Consider the following 24846-nt stretch of genomic DNA (forward strand, 5'->3'; position numbering starts at 1 on the left):
TCATCCGTTGCCGCATCAACGCCGGACTGAAACCGGCGAAGCCGCTTCACCCTGAATACGTTTTTTCCTCTTCTTCGCCGCGCAGGACGCGAAGCGCCCCTTCGGCAAGCGCCTGCAGTTCGTTTTCGCCCGGATGGACGATGACATCGGCGATCCATTGCACGCGGCGAGTGATTCGTTCGACAAACGATTTGCCATACGCCAACCCGCCGGTCAAAATGATGGCGTCCACTTTGCCCGCCAATACGGCGCTTGCCGCGCCGATTTCTTTCGCCACTTGGTACGCCATCGCCTCATAGACGAGCTTGGCCTTTTCATCGCCGGCTTCGATCATGTTCTCGACTTTCACCGCATCGTTCGTGCCCAAATACCCGACAAGTCCGCCTTGACCGACGAGCATGCGCATCACTTCCTCGCGATAGTAGTCGCCCGAGAAGCATAGCGCCACCAAATCGACGGCCGGCACCGTCCCGGCACGCTCCGGGCTGAACGGGCCTTCGCCGTCAAGCCCGTTGTTCACGTCCACCACCCGCCCTTGCTTATGGGCGCCGACCGTGATGCCGCCGCCCATATGAGCGACGATCAAGTTCAGTTCGTCATACCGCTTGCCAAGCTGCTTGGCGACGCGGCGCGCGACCGCTTTTTGGTTTAGGGCGTGGAAAATGCTGCGCCGCTCAATGAGCGGAAAGCCGCTGATCCGGGCGATTGGCTCAAGCTCATCGACGACGACCGGGTCGACGATAAACGCCGGGATGTTTAAGGCCGAGGCGATCTCATGCGCCAAAATGCCGCCGAGATTGGAGGCGTGCTGTCCCGAATAACCGCGGCGCAAATCTTCAAGCATCGCCTCATTGACGCGGTACGTCCCGCCTTCGATCGGGCGGAGGAGTCCACCGCGGCCGCAGACGGCGTTCAACTTCGATAAATTGATCCCTTCTTCATCGAGAGCTTGCAAAATCGTTTGTTTGCGGAACTCATACTGATCCGCAATCGTTTTATATTGCCGAAGCACCTCCGCCTCGTGGCGGATCGTTTTTTCGAGCAATGGCCGTTCGTTTTCAAAGACGCCAATTTTCGTTGACGTCGAACCTGGATTGATCGTTAAAATGCGGAACTTCTGCTCTTGCATCGTTGTCGTCCCTCCGTCATCCGCCGGCGGGGCGGAGGCCGCCCCGCGCCGCTGTTAGCGGGCGCGACGGCGGCTTAAAATATGGTGACCATTTTGCAAAAATTGACTGCGCGCTTTGCGCATCGTTTCAATCCGTTCTTCCGCCATCCGGTCGGCGGCCACATACGTTGGAATGTTGTCGCGCTTGGCGATGGCAAACACTTTTTCGATGTTGTCATAAATTTGCTCGATTTTTTTCATCGCCCGTTCCCGATTGTAGCCGTACAGTTCGTCCGCGACGTTGATGACGCCGCCGGCGTTGATCACATAATCCGGGGCATAGACGATGCCCATTTCATGGATGATGTCGCCATGGCGCGGCTCTTTCAGCTGGTTGTTCGCCGATCCGGCGATCACTTTCGCTTTCAGTTGCGGAATCGTTTGATCGTTGATGATGCCGCCGAGCGCGCATGGAGCAAAAATGTCGCACTCCACGCCGTAAATGTCGTTCGGGTCGACCGCTTTCGCTCCGAATTCCTCGACCGCGCGCGCCACCACTTCCTTGTTGATGTCAGTCACGATGAGTTTCGCTCCTTCTTCGTGCAAATGGCGGCACAAATGATACGCGACATTGCCGACTCCTTGGACGGCGACGACTTTTCCTTCGAGCGAATCGCTGCCGAACGCCTCTTTTGCCGCCGCCTTCATGCCGCGGTATACGCCGTAGGCGGTCGCCGGCGATGGGTTGCCGGATGAGCCGAATTCGGGCGAAATGCCGGTGACATAGTCGGTTTCTTGATAGATGATATCCATATCGGCGACGGTCGTGCCGACGTCTTCCGCCGTGATGTAGCGGCCGTTCAGCCCTTGAATGAAGCGGCCGAACGCCCGGAACATCGCTTCGTTTTTATCTTTGCGCGGGTCGCCGATGATGACCGTTTTGCCCCCGCCCAAGTTGAGGCCGGCGGCCGCGTTTTTGTACGTCATGCCGCGGGCGAGGCGCAAGGCGTCTTCAAGCGCTTCTTCTTCCGAATTGTACATCCACATGCGCGTCCCGCCGAGCGCCGGGCCGAGCGTTGTGTCATGAATGGCAATGATCGCTTTCAAACCCGATTCTTTATCTTGGCAAAACAGCACTTGCTCATAATCGTAAGTTTCCATATATTTGAACAATTCCATCTCAGATGGCCTCCTTCTTTTCATTTCGCTGCCGAACAGATGGCGAGCGCCAACGAATACAGTTTGCTTTCCGCCGAGTCGGCGCGCGACGTCAAGACGATCGGCGCCTTCGCCCCGGCGATGACCGCGCCGACTTTGGCTTTTGCAAAGTAGACGAGCGACTTGTACAACATGTTGCCGGATTCAATGTCCGGCACGAGCAAAATATCAGCCTGTCCAGCCACTTCGCTTTCAATTCGTTTATGCTTCGCCGCCGTCATAGACACTGCATTGTCCAAGGCAAGCGGCCCGTCAAGCAGGCAATGTTCGATTTGTCCCCGCTTTTGCATCATCGCGAGCGCCGCTGCATCGACGGTTGCCGGCATGGCCGGATTGACCGTCTCCACCGCCGCCAGCGCCGCGACTTTCGGACGCTCGATGCCGATGGAACGCGCCACGCTGACGGCATTGTTCACAATTTGCACTTTTTGCTCGAGATCGGGGGCGATGTTCATGGCCGCGTCGGTCACGATGATCAGCCGTTCGAACGCCGGCACGTCAAACACCGCGACATGGGACAACACCTTTCCTGTGCGCAGCCCGTATTCTTTGTTCAAGACGGCTTTCAGCAAGGTTGCCGTCGGTACGTGCCCTTTCATTAAGGCATCTGCTTCATTCAAATGAACGGCGCGCACCGCCAGTTCGGCCGCTTGGGCGACCGAATTGGTGTGAACGATGTCGACATCGGCAAAACGCGCCCCCCCTTTTTCTTTGAGCAACCGTCCGATTCGCTCCCGGTCTCCGTACAGCACAAACCGGTCGAGGCGATGCTCGAGCGCCATCGCCACCGCTTCGATCACTTCCTCATCCTCGGCGGCGACCACGGCCACCGTCCGACCTTGACATTGACTTGCTTCCTCGATTAATGTGTTCAAATTCATCGTCTGCACCAACCTTTTCTGCCAATCCGTCGAGGCACTTCTTTATACGCAAAAACCATGCCAATCACCAATATATGAAAGCGCTTTATGAAATAAAGGCTGTTGAAGTTCGTTTGTGTAATCTTTTTCACTATACGCAAATTATTGCACACTGTTTTTGTCAATGTTGTATTTTTCAAGCTTGTAGTATAAATTGCGCACCGAAATGCCGAGCGCGCCGGTCCGCCTCGCTTTTCAACTTGGCGATGAGCGCTTCCTTTTCCTAGACGAGCTCCGCCATCATTCGCGCGACGGCGCTTGGAACGATATTCGCCCCCTTGGGCGCCTGCTGGCGGATTAACTCAAGAACGTCTGCCCTCCCGGTCGTTTCAATAATCAAATCAAGCGGCTCATCCATCCATGGGCGCCAGTCGCGGCCAACCGCAATGCCCCATTTGCGCGCCAATTGCAGCCCCGGGGCGTTGTCATCAACATCAATGACGGCCACGACGTCAAACCCTGACGCTTCATGGAGCAGTTTCAGCAACGAGGTTCCGCCCCGATGATGATCACGTTTTTCATCCTGTTCCCCCACATTTCGTCCTATGCCAAATTTTGCAGACAGTTTTATCATACCCGCTTTTTCGTTCCTTGACAAATGACGGATAACGGTTATGATAATCGGTGAAGTGATTTCTGCTGGGAAAGGGACGCGATCGCGATGGGGCGAATGATTGCGCTGTTCATTTTAGTCGTTCCGGGGCTGGCGGCGGCGCTCGGCATTAAATGGATGCGCGATGCGTTGTTTGGCATCATGCAGCCGCCGTTTGCCGCCTTATGGCTGCAATTTCTCGCCGGGCTTGTGCTGTTTGCAGCCGGGTTGACGTTTATTGGCGGGTTTTTGCTGCACCGCGACCGAAAACGGAACAAAGTGCAGGCGCGTTTTCAACGAAAACGAAAAACGCCTTGATTCGGAATTGGAAACCATCCATTTCAAGGAAAGCCAAAAAACGCCTTAACGGTTTTCGTTAAGGCGTTTTCTCTTTCCATTCCTTCGCTTGACGCGGATAGTCGGTGAAAATCGCATCCACTTTATAGGCGAACATCGTCTTCGCCGTTTTCGGCTTGTTCACCGTAAAGGGCCGGACTGCGACGCCGCGGCGCCGCGCATCCGCGGCGAAGTCCGCCGTCACCGTTCGGTGGTACGGATGCACCCCGCCTGCATTCATCGCCTGCACATACGTCCACGGGTCATAGAGCGGCTCCATATAAAGAAGCGCCGTTTCGATCTCCGGCGCCAACTGGCGGCAAAGACGCATGCTGTTATGGTTGAACGACGAGAAAATCGTCCGGTTCTCGAGCCCATAGCGGCGCACAACGGCGATCACCTTTTGCTCAAGCCTTTCATAAGCCACGAGGCTGTTTTTCAGCTCAATGTTGACTAAAAGCCGTGTCGGCGCCAGCCAGGCGAGCACTTCCTCGAGATGGGGAATCGGGCAATGGCCGTAACGGCCGTCCCATTTCGCTGCTGCGTTGAACTTGCGGAGTTCGCGGTATAGGATGTCTTTGACCCAGCCGCTGCCGTCCGTCGTCCGGTCGACCGTTTCGTCATGAATGACGACCGGTTCGCCGTCTTTCGTCAACTGCACATCGAGCTCAATGCCATCCGCCCCCGCCTTCAGCGCTTCTTCAAACGCTGCCATCGTATTTTCCGGGTGGGTTCCCGCCGCTCCGCGGTGGGCAAAAATATATGTCATGCCGTTTCTTCCTTTCCCATATAATTCGCCATTTGGCCGACAAAGCTGGCCGAATGCGGCAGTGATCGGTTATACTAAAAGTAATGTATGAGGCACTGGAGGGGAAGATGATGCAGCCGCTGAAAATTTCCTTGGAGACGGCGCAAAAGCTGGCAAAAGCGCTCGGCGTGCCGATCGAGCAAGTGATGCACATGCCGCCGCATATTTTGATGAAAAAATTGCTCGAACTTGAGAAAAAGGAAACAGAGCATGACGAACCGTAGCGGCCCGCCCTCATCAACGGGTGGCTTGGCGTTTCGAGTAGGCGCCCGGCCGCAAAAAAGGCCGGCGCCAAAAAGCCGGTCAACCGCTTTTTCGGCCCGCCTCTTTTGCCTTCACCGCGTTCCGCCCTTTATGACGCTTTATGCTCAAGCCGCAGTTTGTCGGCCACCATGGCGATGAATTCGGAGTTGGTCGGTTTGGCTTTCGAGACGCTGACCGTATAGCCGAACAGCGATGAGATCGATTCGAGATTGCCGCGGCTCCAGGCGACTTCGATCGCATGGCGGATCGCCCGTTCGACCCGGCTTGCCGTTGTGTTGTATTTTTTGGCGATGTCCGGGTACAGCACTTTCGTGATCGAGCCGAGCAGCTCGATGTCGTGATAGACCATGGCGATGGCCTCGCGCAAATACAAATAGCCTTTAATGTGGGCTGGAACGCCGATTTCATGGATGATGCTCGTAATGCTCGCGTCCAAGTTTTTCGGCTTGTTGTCGCGCACTTGGGGCGCCGGGGCTGCTTTCCTCACAACCGGCGTCGTTTTGCCGTAAACTTGCCGAATATGGTGGGCTAAGTTTTCCATGTCAAACGGCTTTAAAATGAAATAGGAAGCCCCGAGTTCAACCGCCTTTTTCGTCACGTCTTCCTGGCCGAACGCCGTCAGCATAATGACATTGGGCTGGTGTTCGAAGCCGGCGCGGATTCTCTCCAAAACAGCCAGTCCGTCCAAATGCGGCATAATGATGTCCAACAGCAAAATATCCGGCCGCTTTTCCTCAAGCATCTGCAGGCAGTCCTGGCCGTTGTACGCCGTGCCGATCACTTCCATGTCCGGCTGGCTCGAAATATATTCATCAAGCAATGACACCAATTCGCGATTATCGTCGGCAATACACACTTTAATGCTCAACTTGATCGTCCTCCCCCACATTTTCTTCCTATGTAACTTTCCGTTAACGTACATTCGACAACAGCAGCAAAAAATCCTTTTCTTTTTCACAAATTAATGCAAAATAAAAATTATAGCAAAAAACGAGCTCTTTAGACAATATTCGTTTTTTTAACCATGTATTTGTCGAAAAATCTTTACATGTTCCATTTTAACGGATGTTTCACCAAATATCTATGCCCAATCGGCAAAATATTTGCCGTCTTTTTTGAAAAATTTTTGGGCTGCAAAAAAAGCGAGCTGACTCGCGGTCAGCTCGCCTTTTTTTGACGGCCATATAGATCGATTCCTGCTTCTTGCAGCATCCATTCAATATGGACGCCGTATCCCGATGTCGGATCGTTGACAAACACATGCGTCACCGCACCGACAAGTTTGCCATCTTGAATGATCGGGCTGCCGCTCATGCCTTGAACGATGCCGCCCGTTTTCTTGAGCAGGCGCGGATCGGTGACGCGGATGACGAGTCCTTTTGTGGCTGGAAACTTTTGTGGAACGTTGCTGACAATTTCAACATCAAATTGCTCCACCTTGTCGTTTTCGACCACTGTCAATATTTTTGCCGGTCCTTCTTTCACCTGGCTGGCCAAAGCGATCGGAATCGGTTTCGTGAATGGGCTGTCCGGCAATGGCTTTGTCAGTTTACCAAAAATGCCAAACGGACTGTTATTCGTCACCGTGCCGATCATCTCTTCGCCATCGGAGAAGCGGGCTAACTTTTCGCCTGGATTGCCGCTCGTCCCTTTTTCAATGGAGGTGACGGTCGAGCGCATAATTTGCCCATTTTGCACCAAAATCGGCTTTTTCGTATCCATGTCGGAAATGACATGGCCGAGCGCACCGTACGTTTTCGATTTTGGGTCATAGAACGTCATCGTCCCGATGCCGGCGGCGGAATCACGGATATACAAGCCGATGCGGTACACGTCGTCATGCTTGTCTTTCAGCGGAACGAGCTTCGCTGTGACGGAGTGCTGATCGCGCAGAATGGTGAGATGAAGCGGTTTTCCGGTTTTGCCGGCTTCCTCAATGAAAGGGGAGAGATCGCTCATGTTTTCAATTTTTTGCCCGTTAATGGCGGTGATCACGTCGCCGATTTGGATGCCGGCCGCCTCCCCCGGGGACTTCTTTCCGTTTTCTGTTTCGACTAAGTGGTAGCCGACCACAAGCACCCCAACCGTATTGAGTTTGACGCCGATCGATTGCCCGCCGGGGATGACTTTCAGCGTCGGCAGCACGTTGACATCCACTTGTTTAATCGGCATTCCGGCGACCTGCAAAACCAACGTTTCTTCTCCGCGCTGTTTCGCCTTTACAGACAACGAACCGTTTTTTTTGCTCAACATTGAGCGTTTCGGGAGCGTTTCGGTCATGGACGGCCGCTTGCACCGGAAGGGCTGACGCCCGAAATTCGACCGTATCGCCTTCAAACAGCACAAGCTGCTTTGGAATTTGCCAATATTCTTTCATCGGTTTGGTAAAACCGATCGCCATCAGCATGCCTAGGAGAAGCACTCCTGCTATGTTTCGGGCCATTTCTTTCTTCAATGTCGTTCACTCTCCTCGCTCCCGCCTACACCATACAAAAACGGTTACAGTTTTAATTTTGCCTGAACAGGGGAAAATATAATCGCAACGCTTATAAAAAAAGCTGCCCGGATTGGATGGACTTTCATCCGGGCAGCCCATTGCCTCGCAGCGGGGGCAACGGCCCGACGGGGGGCGGACAGCAAGGCTATCGCTTCATTTTCGCCGCCAGCTCGAGCAGCTCTTTGGCATGCTGCTTCGTCAGTTCGGTCATCTCCACGCCGGAAATCATCCGTCCGATTTCCTTCACCTTCTCCTCCTCATCGAGCTTTTTCACGGCCGTTTTGGTCCGCGTTCCGTCCGTTTCCTTCACGATCAACAGATGCGTGTCCGCCATGGCGGCGACTTGCGGCAGGTGGGAAATGCAAAGCACTTGCGACTGGCTGGCGATGCGGTAAATTTTTTCGGCGATCGCCTGGGCGACCCGGCCGCTGACGCCGGTGTCGACTTCATCAAAAATAATTGATGTCACACCTTGGTGTTTCGAAAAAATCGTCTTCAATGCGAGCATAATGCGCGACAGCTCGCCGCCTGAAGCAGTTTTGGCAAGCGGCTTCAGCGGCTCGCCGACGTTCGTCGACAGGTAAAATTCGACAACATCGATGCCGTCTTCCGCAAATTTGACCGGCACGCCGTCGACCAGTGGGGCGTCGAGCGGGCCTTCGCGTTTGGCGAAGACGATGTCAAACTGCGTTTTTTCCATGTACAAATCTTTCAATTCTTGCTGAATGCGCTCAATCAGCTGCCGGGCGTACGCCTGGCGGATGCTGGTCACCTTTTTCGCCTCGGCAAGCAATTTGCCGGTCACGTCGGCAAGCTGCCGCTCGAGGTCGTGCACATGCATGTCGCGGTTTTCAATCGTCTCGATTTCTTCGGCGATCGCTTCGGCATACTGCAAAATATCGGCGATCGTCGCTCCGTACTTCCGTTTTAATTGCTGGATTTCCGCGAGGCGGCTTTCAATGGCGTCAAGCCGCATCGGGTCGTATTCAAGCTCCTCAAGTTGGTCGCGCAGCCTATACATGACTTCCTCGAGCAAATAGTAGCTGTTGGCCACCATTTCATGCGCCTCTTTAAGTTCCGCGTCCATCGCGGCGACGTCCTCGAGATGGCCCATCGCCTGGCCGACCGAATCCAAGCCGCGTCCTTCGCCGGCGAGCGCTTCGTAGCTATGCTGAATGGCTTGATAAATTTTTTGAAAATTAAAAATCCTAACTTTTTCTTCCATCAGCCGCTCGTCTTCGCCAATCTCGAGCCCGGCTTGTTCGATTTCGCGCAGCTGAAACGTCAGCAAATCGAGCCGATGCGCCATTTGCTGCTCATTTTCACTCAGCTTTTTCAACTTTTTTACCAACGCTTCACGCTCTTCATACAGAGCGCGATAACGCGCCAGCGCCGCCGCCGTTTCCGCACCGCCAAACTCATCGAGAAGCGGCAGATGGCGGGATGGATCCATCAGCTCTTGATGCTCATGCTGACCGTGAATATCGACGAGCGTCGAACCGATGTCGCGCAGCACGGCGGTGGTGACGAGCTTGCCGTTGATGCGGCAGATGCTTTTGCCGCTCGCCAAAATGTCGCGGCGGAGCACCACCATCCCATCGCTGACATCAACGCCAATGTCCGCACATTTTTGGCAGCATGGATGGCGGTCGTCATCAAGCAAAAACAGCCCTTCGATTTCGGCCTTCTCTGCGCCGAAACGGACGAACTCAGACGAACCGCGCCCGCCGATGAGCAAATGAATGGCGTCGATGATGATCGACTTGCCGGCCCCTGTTTCGCCCGTCAACACCGTCAGCCCTTTATCAAACGACAACGAGAGCGATTCGATAATCGCGAAATTTTTAATCGACAGTTCAGCGAGCATTCCATCCTCCCCTTGAACGCTGGAATGGTGCCTGCCTTGTCCAGGCTGCCTTAATGATAAAACACGTGTTCACATCCCAACAAAGGACCGTCCCCGTTTGTTCCTCTCTCTGACGCAGAGGAAAGTCGGGCCGGTCCTCGGTTAAAGCATGGACAGCAGCTGGTTCGACACTTTTTTAGCGTCTTTTGGCGTCCGGCAGATGATTAAACACGTATCGTCGCCGCAAATCGTACCGACGATTTCGTCCCAGTCCAAGTTATCGAGCAGAACGCCGATGGCGTGGGCGTTGCCCGGCAGCGTCCGCAGCACGAGCAAGTTTCCGGTTCCGTCAAGCTTAATGAACACGTCAACGAGCGCCCGCTTCAGTTTTTGCAGCGGGTTGAAGCGCTGATCGGACGGAAGGCTGTACTTATAGCGGCCGTTGGCCATCGGCACTTTGACAAGCTGCATCTCCTTAATGTCGCGCGAGACGGTCGCCTGTGTGACGTTGAAGCCGGCTTCCCTCAGCCGGTCGACCAGCTCGTCTTGCGTCTCGATGTCGTTGTTCATGATAATCTCGCGAATTTTAATATGCCTTTGCCCTTTGTTCAAATCGCGCCACCTCCTCGTTCCCTAAGATGCGCAGTCGCGGCTCCGTCCGGCTGGGGGCGGGACTTCTTTCCGACGGTTGCTTAGGCGCCGTTTTCTTCCCCCTCTTTAAGGCTGAGGCGGGCGTGCGCTTCGCTGACGACGTCTGCAATCGGCTTGGCGAGCCGGTTTTCGCCTTCCCGCTCTTCGCCGGAATAGACCGCATGAAGCAAAAACTCGATATTGCCGTCGCCGCCGGTGATCGGCGAGTACGACAAATGAAGAACATCGAACCGTTCCGCGCAGGCAAACTGAACGATCGACTCCAGCACGTCGCGATGAACGGCCGGATCGCGGACGATTCCTTTTTTGCCAACCTTTTCTTTCCCTGCTTCAAACTGCGGTTTGACAAGCGCAATAACATCGCCGCCTGGAACGATGACCGTCTTGACGACCGGCAAAATGAGCCGAAGTGAAATAAACGACACATCGATGACCGCCACTTCCGGCAGCCCTTTTGTAAACAAATCCGGCGTCGCGTAGCGGAAGTTCGTCCGCTCCATGACGACGACGCGCTCATCTTGACGCAGCTTCCAGGCGAGCTGGTTGTAGCCGACATCGACCGCATAGGACAGTTTCGCCCCATGCTGCAAGGCGCAATCGGTGAAGCCGCCGGTCGAGGCGCCGATATCGAGGACAATTTTTCCTTTAACGCTGATCTGAAATTCGCGCAACGCTTTTTCGAGCTTCAAGCCGCCGCGGCTGACGTACGGGAGCGGGTTGCCTTTCACTTCAAGCGGGATATCCGTTGGCACTTTCTCTCCGGGCTTGTCGAGCCGGATGTCGTTCGAGTAGACGAGGCCGGCCATGATCGCCCGCTTCGCTTTTTCACGCGTTTCCGCCAGCCCGCGTTCAACAAGCAGCACATCGAGCCGTTCTTTTTTCCCTTTCATCATCTCAAGCCCTTTTCTGTTTTCTTGGCGCCATCGTTTTAATGCGGGCAACGATATGCGCGGCTGTCAGCCCAATTTCGCGCAGCAGCTCGCTGACGCTTCCGTGCTCAATAAACCGGTCAGGGATGCCCATCCGCTCGATCACCGCCTGATGGTAGCCGCGGTCATGGGCAAATTCAAGCACGGCGCTGCCAAAGCCGCCCTGCAGCACAGCTTCCTCGATCGTCAAAATCGGCAGGCGGCTTTCGAGCAGTTCAAGAAGCACCGCTTCGTCCATCGGCTTAATAAAGCGGGCGTTGACGACTTTGACCGAGACGCCTTCTTTCGCCAATTGGTCGGCAGCCTCAAGCGCCATGGAGATCGTTGTCCCAAACGTCAAGATCGCCGCATCGCGCCCATCGCGCAGCACTTCCCACGTGCCGATCGGAATCTCTTTCAGCTCCTCGTCAAGCGGAACGCCCAGGCCGTTTCCGCGCGGGAAACGCATGGCAATCGGCCCGTCATCGTAGCGGATAGCCGTATACACCATGTGCTGGCCTTCGTTTTCATCTTTTGGCATCATCAGCACCAAGTTCGGCACATGGCGCAAAAAGGCGATGTCAAACACCCCTTGGTGCGTTTCGCCGTCGGCGCCGACAAGCCCGGCGCGGTCAATGGCGAAAAAGACGTTTAAGTTTTGCCGGCATACGTCATGGACGACTTGGTCGTACGCGCGCTGCAAAAACGTCGAATAAATGGCCAAAAAAGGTTTCATCCCTTGCGTCGCCAGCCCGGCCGCCAGCGTCGTCGCATGCTGTTCGGCAATGCCGACATCAAACATCCGATCCGGAAATTCGCTTGCAAACCCTTCCAACTTCGATCCGACCGGCATCGCCGGCGTAATGGCCACGATGCGCGGATCCGTGCGCGCGAGCCGGCGCACCGTTTCGCTGACAAGCGCGCTCCACGACGGCCCGGCTTCCTTCGTTTTCACAAACGCACCAGTTTCAATTTTGTACGGGCCGGTGCCGTGCCACGTTCCCACTTTGTCGTTTTCCGCCGGACTGTAGCCTTTCCCTTTTTTCGTGATCACATGCACGAGCACCGGACCTTTCATTTTCTTCGCATAACGCAAATTTTCAAACAGATCCTCAAAATCATGACCGTCCACCGGTCCTAAATACGTAAACCCGAGCTCTTCGAAAAACACGCCGGAAACGAGCAAGTATTTTAAACTGTCTTTCAAACGTTCGGCCGTGGCCGCCAGCTTGCCGCCGACCGCCGGGATGCGCTTGAGCAACAATTCAAGCTCATCTTTCACCCACTGATATTTGCCGGCTGTTCGCAACCGTCCGAGGATGTTGTGCAGCGCCCCGACGTTCGGGGCGATCGACATTTCGTTGTCATTTAAAATGACAATCATATCCGTTTTTTCATGGCCGATATGGTTGAGCGCCTCGAGCGCCATGCCGCCGGTGAGCGCCCCGTCGCCGATGATCGGCACGATGTATTCATCCGTTCCTTTTAAATCGCGGGCGATCGCCATGCCCATCGCTGCCGACAGCGACGTTGAGCTATGGCCTGTTTCCCAGACATCGTGCTCGCTTTCGCTCCGCTTCGGGAAGCCGGACAACCCCTTGTACTGGCGGAGCGTGTCGAACTCAGCAGCGCGCCCCGTCAAAATTTTATGCACATACGCTTGATGCCCGACATCCCAAATGAGTTTGTCTTTCGGGCTGTCAAACTCCCGGTGCAGGGCGATCGTCAGCTCGACGACCCCTAAATTTGGGCCGATGTGTCCTCCCGTTTTGGACAGCTTTTCAATTAAAAACCGCCGAATCTCGGCGCTTAACTGTTTCAGTTCCGGAATGGACATCGTTTTTAACACGCGCGGATGTTCAATTTTCGTCAAATCCAAATGAGATCACTCGCTTTCATTCGGTCATTCTCCGAGCCGATTCCCTAGAATACAGGTAGTATTATTATACATGATTCGCCGCGAAAAATCGACTTTTTCCGCCAACGCCGGCCTTGGCGCCACTGTATGGCCGCGGCGCGAAGATGAAAGACCTATCATGGGGCGGAAGCAAAAAAGCAACACAGCCGCCCTTGCTCCGAAGCAAGGGCGGCTGTTCCGCTTTTAATGGTCGCGGGCGGCGACCAGTTCGCAAATATAGGCGAGCGCGGCGCCGTCAACGTCAGCGTTCCGTAAATGGCGCTGCGCCGCCTCGATATGGAACGCCAACTTTTCCTTCGCGCCGGCAAGCGACAGCAACGCTGGATACGTCGCTTTGTTGTTGCTTTGGTCGCTGCCGACCGGCTTGCCGATTTTTTCTTCTGCCCCTTCAATATCGAGAATATCATCGCGAATTTGAAAGGCAAGGCCTAGATGGGCGGCGAATTCGTCAAGCTCCCGCGTTTGCCGGGCATCAGCGCCGCCGATCAAGGCGCCGGCGTGCACGCTGTATTGCAGCATTTTCCCGGTTTTATGCCGATGAATGTATTCGAGCTCCGAAAGCGTCAGCGTTTTCCCCTCTCCTTCCATATCGGCTGCCTGACCGGCGACCATCCCTTCCGGACCGGCCGCTTTCGCCAGCCGTTCGATGAGCCGAAGCCGGACGGAAGGAGGGATGCGCTCATCGTCGATTTCGGTGATCAATTGAAACGCGTACGTCAACAACCCGTCCCCCGCCAAGATGGCCATCGCCTCGCCGAACACTTTATGGTTCGTCGGCTTGCCGCGCCGCAAATCATCGTTGTCCATGCTCGGCAAATCATCATGGATCAAAGAGTACGTATGGATCATTTCAATCGCGCAGGCGACGGGCAATCCGACCGCCGGGTCTTTGCCGAGCGCCCGAACGGTGGACAGAAGCAGCAACGGACGGATTCGTTTGCCGCCGGCCTCCAATGAGTACGCCATCGCCTTTTTCAGCTTCGCCGGCCCTTCTAAGCGCTCTATATAACGGGAGAGCGCTGTTTCCACCGCCTGTTTTTGCTCGTTGAGAAACTGTTCAACTGAAAGCTGCGCCACCGCTTACTCCTCCTCCGGCGAAAAAGGCACGAGCTGACCGTCTTCGCGCAACATATACTCGAGCTGTTTTTCGACGTGCTGCAGTTTATCATGGCAAAGTTTCGACAGCTTCATGCCTTCTTGAAAAAAGACGATCGCCTCTTCAAGCGGCACATTTCCTTCCTCGAGCCGTTCGACGATTTCCTCAAGCTTTTTCATCGCTTCTTCAAACGTCAGCTCTTTTTCTTCGCTCATATTGTTTTCTCCTCCACTCCCGTCACTTGACAATCGACTTGTCCGTCTTGAATCCGGATGGACAGGCGCTCGCCGACCTGAAGCTGGCCGATTCGTTTGACAAGCTCGCGCCGCTCATTGTACACCAAACTGTAGCCGCGCTCCATGATACGGAGCGGACTGAGCGCCTCAAGCCGCGCGACATGGGAACGAAAGCGGAGCGCATGGCGCTCTAAGGCGGTGCGCATCGCTTTTTCAAGCGCGCCGGCAGCCGCTTTTTGCCGCTCCTTCGTCCGCTCAAGCTCGGCCGCCGGGTGATGGCGCCACAGCCGCAGGCGCAGCTCACGCCATTGTTGGCGCTTCTTGTCGAGCAACCGTTCGCGCTGGCGGGCGAGCCGGTCGAGCAACACGTCAAGCTGCTGCTCTTTTTGTTCGTACAGCCGCCTTGGATAGCGGAAAGCGTACGATGCTTGAAGCCGCCGCAACCGTTCCTGGCTGGCAGCGAGCTGTTCTTTCATGGCGCGGATCATCCGCCATTTCCGCTCGGCGAGCCGCTCAGTCAGCTCCCCGACGTGCGGCGCAGCCAGCTCTGCTGCCGCCGTCGGTGTCGGCGCCCGCAAATCGGCGACAAAATCGGCGATCGTAAAATCGGTCTCATGGCCGACGGCGGAAATGACCGGCACGCGCGAAGCAAAGATGGCGCGGGCGACGATTTCTTCGTTAAACGCCCACAATTCTTCAATCGAACCGCCGCCGCGGCCGACAATGAGCACGTCAACCCCGCCGAACTCATTTGCCCGCTCGATGGCGCGCACGATTGACAGCGCCGCCCCGTCGCCTTGGACGAGCGCCGGAAACAAAATGATTTTCGCAAGCGGATAGCGGCGGCGGATCGTCGTCATAATGTCGCGCACCGCCGCTCCGGTCGGCGATGTAACAACGCCGATGCAGCGCGGAAACGCCGGAAGCGGCTTTTTATGGACGGGAGAAAACAGCCCCTCCGCCTCGAGCCGCTGCTTCAGCTGCTCATACGCCAAATACAGGCGACCGATGCCTTCCGGCTGCATTTCTTTTACATATAGCTGGTAGTTCCCATTCGGCTCATAGACGGAAATTTCCCCACGCACAAGCACGTTCATCCCATCTTCGGGACGGAACGGCAAATGTTGATTGTAGCCGGCAAACATGACCGCGGCAATGCGCGCCTGGCTGTCTTTTAAGGTAAAATACATATGGCCGCGCGAATGCTGCTTAAAGTTGGAAATTTCACCTTTCACCCATAAATCGCGCAAATGCGGGTCGACGTCAAATTTGCGCTTAATGTATTTCGTCAGCGCCCCGACGGTGACGTATTTCACTTCCATCGAAACCGCCTCACTTCACGGCGAGCTGCCGGGCCGCTTCGATCGTGTTGTGCAACAGCATCGTAATCGTCATCGGACCGACCCCTTTTGGCACCGGCGTGATATAGCCCGCCACTTCTTTGACGGCGTCAAAATCAACATCGCCGCACAGTTTGCCGCTCTCCAAACGGTTGACGCCGACATCAATGACGACAGCTCCCGGTTTGACGTGGTCCGGACCGATGAGACGCGCCTTGCCAACCGCGACGATCAAAATGTCAGCCTGCCGCGTGACGGCCGGCAAATCAGGCGTTTTCGAATGGGCGTAGGTGACGGTCGCATGCTCGCGCAAAAACAGCTGGCCGACCGGTTTGCCGACGATGTTGCTCCGGCCGACGACGACGACATGCTTCCCGGCAATGTCGATGCCGGCAGATTTGACCATCACGAGAACGCCATGCGGAGTGCACGGAAGAAACGCCGGCTGGCCGATCATCATTTTCCCGACGTTGATCGGGTGGAAGCCATCGACATCTTTTTCCGGGGCGATCGTTTCAATGACCGACCATTCGCGGATATGCTCCGGCAACGGCAGCTGCACTAAAATGCCGTGCACCGCCGGATCGCCGTTCAGTTCGCGGATTTTCGCCAACAGCTCCTCTTCGCTGATGGACGCCGGAAATGTGTAAAGAAATGAACGAATGCCCACTTCAGCGCACGCTTTTTGCTTCCCTTTCACATACGAATGCGACGCCGGATCGTCGCCGACAAGAATGACGGCCAGCCCCGGCTCAACGCCGCTTTCCTTCAACTTCGCTGTTTCTTCCGCCAACCCGGCGCGAATCGTTGCGGCCAGTTCTGCTCCGCTGATGATTTGTGCTGTCATCGTATCTCGTTCCCCTCTCCTTGTTCGTCCATCCATATCGGTTTGCCTGACTTGACGCCGAAAGCTTGCGCAGCCGGCGGCCTGTCCTATTTTTGCAGCGCCGCCTTCACTTTCGAAAGCACGCCGTTGACAAAACTCCCGGATTTCCAATCGCCGAATTTTTTCGCCAGCTCGACCGCTTCATCGAGGCTGACGCTCACCGGCACATCGTCGACATACTTCATCTCATACGTCGCCATGCGCAAGATGGCGCGGTCCACATTGGCCACCCGCTCAAGCGTCCACTTTTCCAAATTGGCACGCAACAGCTCGTCAATTTCCTCCTGGTGCTCGACGACGCCTAGTACAAGCTGGCGCAAAAATGGATCCGCTTCGCTGCTTCCTGCCACATTGGCCAGCGCCTCCTCCGGCGGAATGTGCCCGACGTCGATTTGAAACAGCGCCTGCAGCGCTTTTTCCCGCGCTTCATGCCGCTTCATTGCCTTCCCCCTCTCTAAATACGAACATTTATATTAAAATCTTATCATATTTTTCGGAAAAAGCCAGACCCTTCCCGTCGCCCGTCTTGCTGCCGATTTTACACCGCCGGCTCCGCTGATGGCCTCGTTCATTACAATAACAGACTTTGACGAAAAAAACAAAAGGCGGCTGCTCCGAAAGCAGCTGCCTTCTGTTTTTGTCACCGTTGTTCGACGGCGTCGTGCTCCTGTTTTCCGCTTTCAAACTGAATGCCGACGATGTGCACGTTTACTTCGCTCGTTTCCAAGCCGGTCATGTTCCAAAGCGCCTGGCGCACGTTTTCCTGCACCTTTTTCGCCACGTTCGGGATCGACGCGCCGAACTGGACGAAGCAATAAAGGTCAATGACAACCCCGTCATCGCGCAAATCGACTTTGACGCCTTTGCCGTGATGCTTTTTGCCAAACCGCTCGGCAACGCCAGCGGCGAAATTGCCGCGCATTTGCGCAACGCCATCGACTTCGCTGGCCGCGATGCCGGCGATCACCTCGATCACTTCCGGTGCAATTTCGACTTTGCCAAGCCCGGTGTACTCCTGTTCGGAGTTAAACATATGTTCAGACATGGGGCACCTCCTATTCCGCCTTCATAATATCATATAACTCCAAAAACTTCGTATTAAACTCGCCGCTTTGGAATTTCTCATGCTCCATTAATTTTATGTGAAACGGGATCGTCGTATGAATGCCTTCAATGACAAACTCCGAAAGAGCCCGTCTCATGCGGGCGATCGCCTCCTCACGCGTCGGCGCGTGAACGATCAGTTTGGCGATCATCGAATCGTAATACGGCGGAATCGTATAGCCCGGGTAGGCGGCGGAATCGACGCGCACGCCCGGACCACCCGGCGGCAAGTACATGGCGATTTTCCCCGGCGACGGCATAAAGTTTTTCGCTGGGTTTTCCGCATTGATGCGGCATTCGATCGCCCAACCGTTAAAGGAGACGTCCTCTTGGGTGAGCGACAGCTTTTCACCGGCAGCGACGCGGATCTGTTCTTTTACTAAATCGACACCGGTAATGAGCTCGGTGACCGGGTGCTCCACCTGAATGCGCGTATTCATTTCCATGAAATAAAACTGTTTGTTCCGGTGGTCATAAATAAATTCGACCGTGCCGGCGCCCGTGTAGTTGACCGCCTTGGCCGCCTTGACCGCCGCCTCGCCCATCCTCCGGCGCATGTCGTCGTCAAGGGCCGGCGACGGCGCTTCTTCGACAAGCTTTTGCAGCCGGCGCTGGATCGAGCAGTCGCGCTCTCCTAAATGAATGGTGTTGCCATATGAATCGGCGAGCACTTGAATTTCGACATGGCGGAAATCTTCGATATACTTTTCAATATAAACGCCAGGGTTGCCGAACGCCGTCGCCGCTTCTTGCTGGGTGATGTTGATGCCTTTGACGAGCTCTTCTTCGTTGCGAGCGACGCGAATTCCTTTCCCACCGCCGCCGGCCGTCGCTTTGATGATGACCGGGTAACCGATTTCAGCGGCGATCGCCCGCGCCTCCTCAAGACTTTCAATAACGCCGCGCGAGCCCGGCACAATCGGCACACCCGCTTCCCTCATCGTCTCGCGGGCGATGTCTTTAATCCCCATTTTGGCGATCGCTTCCGGGCTCGGGCCGATGAACGTGACATTGCATTCGCGGCACAGCTCGGCAAACGCCTCGTTCTCCGCCAAAAAGCCATAGCCCGGGTGAATGGCGTCACAGCCGGTCAACGTGGCAACGCTCATGATGTTGGTGAAATTCAAATAGCTGTCTTTCGAGGCGGTCGGCCCGATGCAGTACGCCTCATCCGCCAGCTGCACATGCAAGGCGTCGCGGTCAGCCTGCGAAAAGACGGCGACCGTCTCAATGCCGAGCTCCCGGCAGGCGCGAATAATGCGGACGGCGATTTCCCCGCGGTTCGCCACCAACACTTTTTTGATCATCGTCCGTTCTCTCCCTTATTCAGGCTTGACCAAAAACAACGGCTGACCGTATTCGACGAGCTGGCCGTTTTGCACGAGCACCTCGACAATTTCGCCATCGACTTCCGCTTCAATTTCATTAAACAGCTTCATCGCCTCGATGATGCAAACAACCGTATCTTTTTTCACTTTGTCGCCCGGCTTCACATACGGCGGCTTGTCCGGCGCCGGCGCTGCGTAGAACGTGCCGACCATCGGCGATGTAATTTGATGCAAGTTGCCTTCCACAGCCGGCTTTGCTTCTTTGGCCGCCGTCGGTTCCGTTTCCGGCGCCTGCTTCACTTCCGAAGCCGCCACTTGGACAGGCGCAAGCGCCGGGGCCGCCGTCGGTTCGACCGCTGCCACTGCCTGTGCGGGCGCCGCCGGTGCGGCTGCCGGTGCAACGGCGACAGCAACCGCTTTTTTCATATGTACTTTCGTTTCTCCTTGCTCATATACAAATTCATCGATTGAGGATTGATCGACCAACCGAATCAATTCGCGGATTTCTTGAATTTTCATCGTTCTCACACCTTTCTCCAAGTGTCAGCCCGTCTTTCGCAGGCGGTGATCAAACGTATTCATAACGATTATACACACAACTGCAGGGCAAACGAAAGGTTTTTATGCAAAAAAAACTGCTCTGGCAAAGAGCAGCGCGTTCATCCGGCCGGCTGGAACTCGACGGTGACATATTGGGCATCCGGAATTTCTTTTTTCACCATATGAATGACTTCATTCGCCGATTTAGATGAGCTTTGTTTCGCTTTGATCGTCACGCGCACTTGGTTGTCATCGGCGCGCACGAGCACGTCTTCATACCCGCCTTTCGATTTGATGAGCGTCTCCAACGTTGCTTCTTTTTCGGACAATGCTTGCAATTTTTCAATTTTGTCGAGCGCTTCACTTTTTTCTTCCTCCGTCGCGTTCGCTGAAGCGACAATGGCGTTCAGCTCATCGCGCAGCCGGCTCCGTTCATCCTCAATTTTCATGCGCAGCGCTGTAAACAAATCATCGCCTGCGGTTGACGGCTCCTCTTTCGCTCCAGTCTCTTCCACCGCTACGCTTGGTTGTTTGGCCGGCTTTTCTGTTTTCTCATTCGCGGTGAGCGCCGGGCTGTTGCCCATCTCTTTCGGCGCCGTGACATAATACACCGACAGTACGACTACTAAGCTTAGCATCGTCAACAGCCATACCGTTTGTTTTTTCAACATGGCGATCTCCTCTCCCCTTACTTGAGTCATTTTTTCGGCAAGACCGCGACGCGGTAGCTCGGAACGTTTAACACGCGCGTCACCGCCTCGACGATCCATTTTTTAATTTGCAAGTTGTCGGCCCCTTTGGCGACGACAAGCACACCGCGAATATCCGGCTTTTTCGTGGCGACAACAAGCGGCGTTTCCTCGTCGCCATTGCGGATGATGATCACTTCTTCGTTTGTCGACTGATTTTCAATCGTCCGTTTTCCGCCTTCCTTGTCGCTTTCTTCGGTCGTTTGCTGCTGGGTCGAGCGTTTTTTCTCAAACAGCTTCAGCTCGGTTGAGTCAAGGTTGACGACAACGGTGACATCCTCAACCCCTTCAATTGCTTCGAGGGCGGCTTTCAACTCCTTCTCGTACCGTTCCTCATAGGCGGCGATCACTTTATCCTTTGTCTCCTTGCTCGACAAAAACGCCGGCTCGGACGGGGATTCCGGCTGATTGGCGGAAGGCTTGGCTTCGGCATCGTCTGCGCTACCTGCAAAGTGACTCGCCGCCATGAGCGCCACACCGGCCAGCAGCAGGACAACGACATATGAGAACGGCATGTGTTTTCGCGCCCCTTCCCCGTTCCCGTCTTTGGGCGGGGAAGAAAGAAATCGTTTGAAAAACGAGAGCATCCCCCCTATTCCCTCCCTCTAAATTGCACGGCAATTTTATTTTCATCGACTTCCCATTTGCCGGCGAGAAAGGCGCGCACCTCTTCAGCCAGCGAGGCATCGCTCTCGGGCAAAGCCGGCGGCTTTATTGTATCGATGACAACCGGCTCCACCGCGCTGGAAGGGCGTTGTTTCAAAAGCGCCACTTCAATCGTCTTGATGTCCTCTGGCATACGCCAATTTTCGTTGTGATCGGCGTAAACTTTGACATCAGCCTTCAATCCATACTTTTCCATCAACTCCCCGTTTACGTCGTTTTCGAGCTGGACAGCCATTTGTTCTAAAATATATGCGCGTTGTGAAGCTTGTATTTCTTTTTTCTGTTGTTCCATTTGATTTTTTATCTCCTCTTCCCCCTTGAAGCCTTCGGAAAAACGGGCAAGTGCTGAAGCGACAAGCTGATCCGGATCCGCCGAAGCCATCCGGAGCACCGGCGTCAACATAATTAGGAGAAGCAAAAGTCCGACGACCATTTTGACATATTTTTGCATCGTCCCGGACGGCAGCAAAAAATCGATGATGATGGCAAACAACAAAAACAAAATGATGTTCGTCACCCATTCAATCACAAGCTGCATAACGTTCCTCCTAGCGGACCATCATCGTAATATTCCCTGCCATAACCATGACGGTGAGGCTGAAGAAAAACATGAGCGAGACGATCAAAAGCGCCGCGAGCACATAGGCGATGCTTTTGCCGATAATGTTGAGGCAAGACAGCACCGGACTGCCGCCAAGCGGCTGCAACAGCGCGGCTGATAGTTTGTAGATGATGACGATGGCGAAAATTTTCACCGCCGGAAAGATGGCAATCATCAACAACACAGCCACCCCGACCAATCCGACCGCATTTTTGAGCAGCATCGAAGCGGCAACGACCGTATCGGCTGCATCAGTAAACAGCTTGCCGACGACCGGGATGAAGTTGCCGGTGACAAATTTCGCCGCCCGCAGCGCCACCCCGTCCGCCACCGCCGCTGTTGCCCCCCGCACCGACATAACGCCAAGGAAAACCGTCAAAATGAGGCCGAGCAAACCGAGGGCGGCCTTGTTCAACAAATCGGCAAGCTGGGTCGCCTTGTACCGGTCGCTGAGCGTGCTGACGACACTTAAAAGCGCCGCTAGCAACAGAAGCGGGAGCGTGACATATTCCACGACAACGCCGGTTGTGTTCATCAAAAACAAAATGATCGGATGGAAAAACGCCGCCGATACGACGCCGCCGGAGGAGGCGAGCAAGGCGAGCAAAAGCGGAACGAGGGCGATGATAAAATGGCTCATCGTCCGCACCGCCTCGAGCGCATAGCCGGTTGCGAGGCGGAAGCTGTTTAAGGCGAGCAATAACAGCACCATGTAGACGACGGCGTGGGCGATTTTGCTTACCTCCTGCTGGGCGAACGCGTTTTGCAGCGATTGCAGCACGGTGCTGAAGACAGCGAGCAAAATGAGCGTCCCAAGCAGCTTCCCGTTGACTTGCAGTTCATAAAATAAATAACGGGCGAGCGCTTTCAGCCACTCGACGGGCGACCATTGCCGGTCGCCGCTTAAAAAATCGGAGAGCGGCCCTTTTTCGCTTTCCGGCAAAAAGCCCCCATACTCATGGACGATCGTTTCCCAATAACGGCGGATGTCGCTGACATCCAAATGAGCGAGCTGCTCGCTGACGTACGGCCCATCGCTCGCAGCTTGTACGACGAACGGGCAAAAAAAGAGAGAGAGCAACCCCGCAATGAGGAACGCTGTCCGCTTCAATCCGTTCCCTCCTTATCGCGCCGCCGGAATGAGGCTGATGACCGCTTCAATGATGGCAGTCAAAATTGGGACGGCGAGCGCCAAAATGACGATTTTGCCGCCGAGCTCAATTTTGGCAGCGATCGCCCCTTGGCCGGCGTCTTTGGAAATTTGCGCGGCAAACTCGGCGATGTAGGCAATGCCGATAATTTTCAACATCATTTCCAAGTACACCATTTGAATGTGGGCGCCTTCCGCCATCTCCCGCAGCGTCAGCAAAATATTGCTGATTTGGTCAACAAGAAGTAAAAAAATGGTGCATCCGACAAAAACAGTCAATAAAAAGGAGAGGCTCGATTTTTGTTCTTGCAGCAGCACAACGAGGAACGTCGCCACCAACCCGAGGCCGACGATTTGCAAAATGTCCATGGCCTCTCCCCCTATCCGCGGAACAAAAAGACATCTTTAATTTTTTGAAACAAATCGCTTACAATCGAAGCGACCATAAACAAAATATAAATAAAGCCGAGCAGCGTCACCCACTGGGCGTATTCTTTCCTTCCCATCTGGTCGAGCACCGTATGCAAAAACGCGATGACGATGCCGACGCCGGCGATTTTTAAAATGATATCGACATCGATGCCCATTCGTCCTGCCTCCTGTCTACATGAGTAAAATGACGAGCAGCAGCCCGGCTAACACGCCTAAACTTTTCGCCATTTTGCCATAGCGCGCCTGATCGTCCAGCGCCTCCGCTTCCTCCCGCTCAAGATGGGCGAGCGCCAAGGCGATTTGCTGTTGCTGGGTGAGCCGGTCATACTGGCCGAGCGTGGCGCCAAACTGTTTCATTACTTCCCACTCTCCTTGTTTGAGCGCGGTCTTCCCCCATACAGCCCGCAAGCTTTTTTCCCATGCTTCGGCCACGCTCGTTTCACACGCATGCAACGCCGCCGCAAACTGGGCAAACAGCTCGCCAATCGGAGCGGCCGTCTGGCGGGCGATATGCTGAGATGCCTCGGCAAGCGGCGTATGTCCGTACATCACTTCCGCTTCGAACGCCCTGAGCGCCGCTTTCAGCTGGCGAAGCTGGCGCGGCCGTTCGTACAAGGCGCGGGCGGCTGCCATCCCCATCCAAGTGGAGGCGGCAAGAATCAACAAGGCGCCCAGCCACTTCATCGGCCCGCCACCGCCCGCTCGTACAGCACGGCGCCGTTGGCGTCAACAATGCGCCGGATGAAGCCGGGATGCGGGACGTTCGTCAACTCAATAAACCGTTCAAACACCCGTTGCTCCATGACCGGACGCAGCGTCGGCCGCTGCCAAACATCTCGAACGGTGCGCCCGTGCACGGTCGTCCATATCGAAACGCCGGCATTCGCCGCCTCCAGCACCGCTTCGCTGTCTTCCTCGCGCCCAATTTCATCCACAATCATGACATCCGGACTCATCGAGCGAATCATCATCATCATCCCTTCCGCTTTCGGACAAGCGTCCAACACATCAAGGCGTGGGCCGAACGAAAATTGCGGAATGCCTTTCACGCAGCCGGCGATTTCCGACCGCTCGTCAACGATCGCTACCTTTTGCGCCGGAATGCGCCCAGTTCCGCTGCTGATCAGGCGCGCCGCGTCGCGCAACAGCGTCGTTTTGCCGGTCTGCGGGGAACCGATGATCATCGTATGGCGCCAGCGCCCATCATACACATACGGAATCAGCGGATCGGCAATGCCGATTTGCTCTTTGGCAATGCGGATGTTAAAGGAGGCGACATCGCGGATGGCTTTCACCTTGCCCCCTTCTGTAACGACTTTGCCGGCGAGCCCGACGCGATGGCCGCCTTCAATCGTCATAAATCCACGCCTCAGCTCCTCTTCGACGGCATAAATCGAATAATGGCTCAACTTGTTGAGCAAGTACACGCCGTCCTCTTTCGTCACTTCATATGGCAGCAAGCGGGCCTTCCCATCGACGATCACTTCAAGCGGCCGGGAAATACGGATGCGGATTTCTTCGATGCTGCGCCCCCAGGAAGGCATCTGCTGCAACACAGCGGCGATCGTTTTCGGCAAAATTCCCCATACCGCTTCCATGGCCCTCCCCCTTTTTGGTGGACTAGTCTATATGTATGGGCGGAAGATGCTGTT

29 protein-coding genes and 1 pseudogene are annotated in these 24846 nt (G+C 55.2%); 3 read left to right on the forward strand and 27 right to left on the reverse strand.

Translation table 11 applies throughout. The features are described 5' to 3' along the window. Nucleotides 1-46: 46 nt before the first annotated feature. The 4 genes from buk to QSJ10_RS09960 all read right to left on the reverse strand — a co-directional run bounded on the left by buk (nucleotide 47) and on the right by QSJ10_RS09960 (nucleotide 3733). Nucleotides 47-1129, reverse strand: coding sequence for a butyrate kinase (buk, locus tag QSJ10_RS09945; RefSeq protein ID WP_053532190.1), 1083 nt, complete (start codon nucleotides 1127-1129; stop codon nucleotides 47-49). Between the two features lie 54 nt (nucleotides 1130-1183). Continuing rightward, nucleotides 1184-2287, reverse strand: coding sequence for a leucine dehydrogenase (locus tag QSJ10_RS09950; protein WP_053532191.1), 1104 nt, complete (start codon nucleotides 2285-2287; stop codon nucleotides 1184-1186). 20 nt (nucleotides 2288-2307) lie between these two features. Then, entirely contained in the window at nucleotides 2308-3207 is a 900-nt protein-coding gene (gene yqiS / locus QSJ10_RS09955) for a phosphate butyryltransferase (protein WP_053532192.1), read from the reverse strand. 262 nt (nucleotides 3208-3469) lie between these two features. Further along, nucleotides 3470-3733 carry a hypothetical protein gene (locus tag QSJ10_RS09960; protein WP_230581370.1) on the reverse strand — a complete coding sequence of 88 codons (264 nt, stop codon included), beginning with the start codon at nucleotides 3731-3733 and terminating at the stop codon, nucleotides 3470-3472. 174 nt (nucleotides 3734-3907) lie between these two features. Between QSJ10_RS09960 and QSJ10_RS09965 the strand changes: the two genes are divergently transcribed. Beyond that, nucleotides 3908-4156: a DUF2627 domain-containing protein gene (locus QSJ10_RS09965; RefSeq protein WP_053532193.1), complete on the forward strand. Its 249-nt coding sequence runs from the start codon at nucleotides 3908-3910 to the stop codon at nucleotides 4154-4156. Nucleotides 4157-4214: 58 nt separating this feature from the next. On the opposite strand, the gene QSJ10_RS09970 is transcribed toward QSJ10_RS09965, so the two are convergent. Next, nucleotides 4215-4943, reverse strand: coding sequence for a glycerophosphodiester phosphodiesterase (locus tag QSJ10_RS09970; protein WP_033009425.1), 729 nt, complete (start codon nucleotides 4941-4943; stop codon nucleotides 4215-4217). Between the two features lie 110 nt (nucleotides 4944-5053). On the opposite strand from QSJ10_RS09970, the gene QSJ10_RS09975 reads away from it, so the two are divergent. Next, complete coding sequence (locus tag QSJ10_RS09975; RefSeq protein WP_064502501.1) at nucleotides 5054-5206, forward strand: YycC family protein; 153 nt, start codon at nucleotides 5054-5056, stop codon at nucleotides 5204-5206. Between the two features lie 128 nt (nucleotides 5207-5334). On the opposite strand, the gene spo0A is transcribed toward QSJ10_RS09975, so the two are convergent. The 6 genes and pseudogenes from spo0A to dxs all read right to left on the reverse strand — a co-directional run bounded on the left by spo0A (nucleotide 5335) and on the right by dxs (nucleotide 13027). Then, nucleotides 5335-6114, reverse strand: coding sequence for a sporulation transcription factor Spo0A (gene spo0A / locus QSJ10_RS09980; protein ID WP_033016446.1), 780 nt, complete (start codon nucleotides 6112-6114; stop codon nucleotides 5335-5337). A 290-nt stretch (nucleotides 6115-6404) separates the two neighbouring features. Further along, a pseudogene (gene spoIVB / locus QSJ10_RS09985) lies at nucleotides 6405-7701 on the reverse strand (SpoIVB peptidase). Between the two features lie 187 nt (nucleotides 7702-7888). Continuing rightward, the gene (gene recN / locus QSJ10_RS09995) at nucleotides 7889-9610 is read right to left on the reverse strand and encodes a DNA repair protein RecN (protein ID WP_033016445.1); all 1722 of its coding nucleotides are present in this window, start codon (nucleotides 9608-9610) and stop codon (nucleotides 7889-7891) included. Between the two features lie 141 nt (nucleotides 9611-9751). Then, nucleotides 9752-10201: a transcriptional regulator AhrC/ArgR gene (ahrC, locus tag QSJ10_RS10000; RefSeq protein ID WP_033016443.1), complete on the reverse strand. Its 450-nt coding sequence runs from the start codon at nucleotides 10199-10201 to the stop codon at nucleotides 9752-9754. Between the two features lie 80 nt (nucleotides 10202-10281). Continuing rightward, nucleotides 10282-11130, reverse strand: coding sequence for a TlyA family RNA methyltransferase (locus QSJ10_RS10005; protein ID WP_033009419.1), 849 nt, complete (start codon nucleotides 11128-11130; stop codon nucleotides 10282-10284). Between the two features lie 4 nt (nucleotides 11131-11134). Then, complete coding sequence (dxs, locus tag QSJ10_RS10010; protein WP_049624620.1) at nucleotides 11135-13027, reverse strand: 1-deoxy-D-xylulose-5-phosphate synthase; 1893 nt, start codon at nucleotides 13025-13027, stop codon at nucleotides 11135-11137. A 70-nt stretch (nucleotides 13028-13097) separates the two neighbouring features. Here dxs and QSJ10_RS10015 point away from each other — a divergent pair, with 70 nt between their 5' ends. Then, nucleotides 13098-13253, forward strand: coding sequence for a hypothetical protein (locus QSJ10_RS10015; RefSeq protein WP_172698511.1), 156 nt, complete (start codon nucleotides 13098-13100; stop codon nucleotides 13251-13253). Here QSJ10_RS10015 and QSJ10_RS10020 read toward each other — a convergent pair. From QSJ10_RS10020 to spoIIIAA, 16 genes are all read right to left on the reverse strand, one after another. After that, entirely contained in the window at nucleotides 13250-14143 is an 894-nt protein-coding gene (locus QSJ10_RS10020) for a polyprenyl synthetase family protein (RefSeq protein WP_033016440.1), read from the reverse strand. The genes QSJ10_RS10015 and QSJ10_RS10020 overlap by 4 nt on opposite strands. 3 nt (nucleotides 14144-14146) lie before the next feature. Continuing rightward, the gene (locus QSJ10_RS10025) at nucleotides 14147-14377 is read right to left on the reverse strand and encodes an exodeoxyribonuclease VII small subunit (protein WP_033009414.1); all 231 of its coding nucleotides are present in this window, start codon (nucleotides 14375-14377) and stop codon (nucleotides 14147-14149) included. Beyond that, a complete protein-coding gene (xseA, locus tag QSJ10_RS10030; protein WP_033016436.1) occupies nucleotides 14374-15720 on the reverse strand; it encodes an exodeoxyribonuclease VII large subunit in 1347 nt (448 codons plus the stop codon). Before xseA ends, QSJ10_RS10025 begins: the two co-directional genes overlap by 4 nt. Before the next feature lie 10 nt (nucleotides 15721-15730). Beyond that, entirely contained in the window at nucleotides 15731-16585 is an 855-nt protein-coding gene (folD, locus tag QSJ10_RS10035; RefSeq protein ID WP_033009410.1) for a bifunctional methylenetetrahydrofolate dehydrogenase/methenyltetrahydrofolate cyclohydrolase FolD, read from the reverse strand. A gap of 86 nt (nucleotides 16586-16671) precedes the next feature. Beyond that, the gene (gene nusB / locus QSJ10_RS10040) at nucleotides 16672-17064 is read right to left on the reverse strand and encodes a transcription antitermination factor NusB (protein ID WP_033016434.1); all 393 of its coding nucleotides are present in this window, start codon (nucleotides 17062-17064) and stop codon (nucleotides 16672-16674) included. Nucleotides 17065-17264: 200 nt separating this feature from the next. Beyond that, a complete protein-coding gene (locus QSJ10_RS10045) occupies nucleotides 17265-17669 on the reverse strand; it encodes an Asp23/Gls24 family envelope stress response protein (RefSeq protein ID WP_033016433.1) in 405 nt (134 codons plus the stop codon). Between the two features lie 10 nt (nucleotides 17670-17679). Beyond that, on the reverse strand, nucleotides 17680-19035 hold the full coding sequence (gene accC / locus QSJ10_RS10050; RefSeq protein WP_033009405.1) for an acetyl-CoA carboxylase biotin carboxylase subunit: 1356 nt from the start codon (nucleotides 19033-19035) through the stop codon (nucleotides 17680-17682). A gap of 15 nt (nucleotides 19036-19050) precedes the next feature. Continuing rightward, complete coding sequence (gene accB, locus QSJ10_RS10055) at nucleotides 19051-19575, reverse strand: acetyl-CoA carboxylase biotin carboxyl carrier protein (protein WP_033016432.1); 525 nt, start codon at nucleotides 19573-19575, stop codon at nucleotides 19051-19053. A 140-nt stretch (nucleotides 19576-19715) separates the two neighbouring features. Continuing rightward, nucleotides 19716-20267, reverse strand: a complete 552-nt coding sequence (locus QSJ10_RS10060) for a SpoIIIAH-like family protein (protein WP_033016429.1) — start codon at nucleotides 20265-20267, stop codon at nucleotides 19716-19718. Between the two features lie 26 nt (nucleotides 20268-20293). Continuing rightward, nucleotides 20294-20932 (reverse strand): stage III sporulation protein AG, encoded by a 639-nt coding sequence (gene spoIIIAG, locus QSJ10_RS10065; protein ID WP_033009400.1) that lies wholly within the window; start codon nucleotides 20930-20932, stop codon nucleotides 20294-20296. 5 nt (nucleotides 20933-20937) lie between these two features. After that, nucleotides 20938-21549 carry a stage III sporulation protein AF gene (gene spoIIIAF / locus QSJ10_RS10070; RefSeq protein WP_033016427.1) on the reverse strand — a complete coding sequence of 204 codons (612 nt, stop codon included), beginning with the start codon at nucleotides 21547-21549 and terminating at the stop codon, nucleotides 20938-20940. Between the two features lie 10 nt (nucleotides 21550-21559). After that, a complete protein-coding gene (gene spoIIIAE, locus QSJ10_RS10075; protein ID WP_033016426.1) occupies nucleotides 21560-22723 on the reverse strand; it encodes a stage III sporulation protein AE in 1164 nt (387 codons plus the stop codon). 12 nt (nucleotides 22724-22735) lie between these two features. After that, entirely contained in the window at nucleotides 22736-23131 is a 396-nt protein-coding gene (gene spoIIIAD, locus QSJ10_RS10080) for a stage III sporulation protein AD (RefSeq protein ID WP_049624625.1), read from the reverse strand. 11 nt (nucleotides 23132-23142) lie between these two features. Beyond that, nucleotides 23143-23349, reverse strand: a complete 207-nt coding sequence (gene spoIIIAC, locus QSJ10_RS10085) for a stage III sporulation protein AC (protein WP_020960538.1) — start codon at nucleotides 23347-23349, stop codon at nucleotides 23143-23145. Nucleotides 23350-23365: 16 nt separating this feature from the next. Continuing rightward, nucleotides 23366-23878 carry a stage III sporulation protein SpoIIIAB gene (gene spoIIIAB, locus QSJ10_RS10090; protein WP_033009392.1) on the reverse strand — a complete coding sequence of 171 codons (513 nt, stop codon included), beginning with the start codon at nucleotides 23876-23878 and terminating at the stop codon, nucleotides 23366-23368. Next, the gene (gene spoIIIAA / locus QSJ10_RS10095; protein WP_033016424.1) at nucleotides 23875-24792 is read right to left on the reverse strand and encodes a stage III sporulation protein AA; all 918 of its coding nucleotides are present in this window, start codon (nucleotides 24790-24792) and stop codon (nucleotides 23875-23877) included. The genes spoIIIAB and spoIIIAA overlap by 4 nt, the downstream gene beginning before the upstream one ends. Between the last annotated feature and the right edge of the window lie 54 nt (nucleotides 24793-24846).

Source organism: Geobacillus stearothermophilus ATCC 12980 (assembly GCF_030369615.1).
GTDB lineage: Bacteria > Bacillota > Bacilli > Bacillales > Anoxybacillaceae > Geobacillus > Geobacillus stearothermophilus.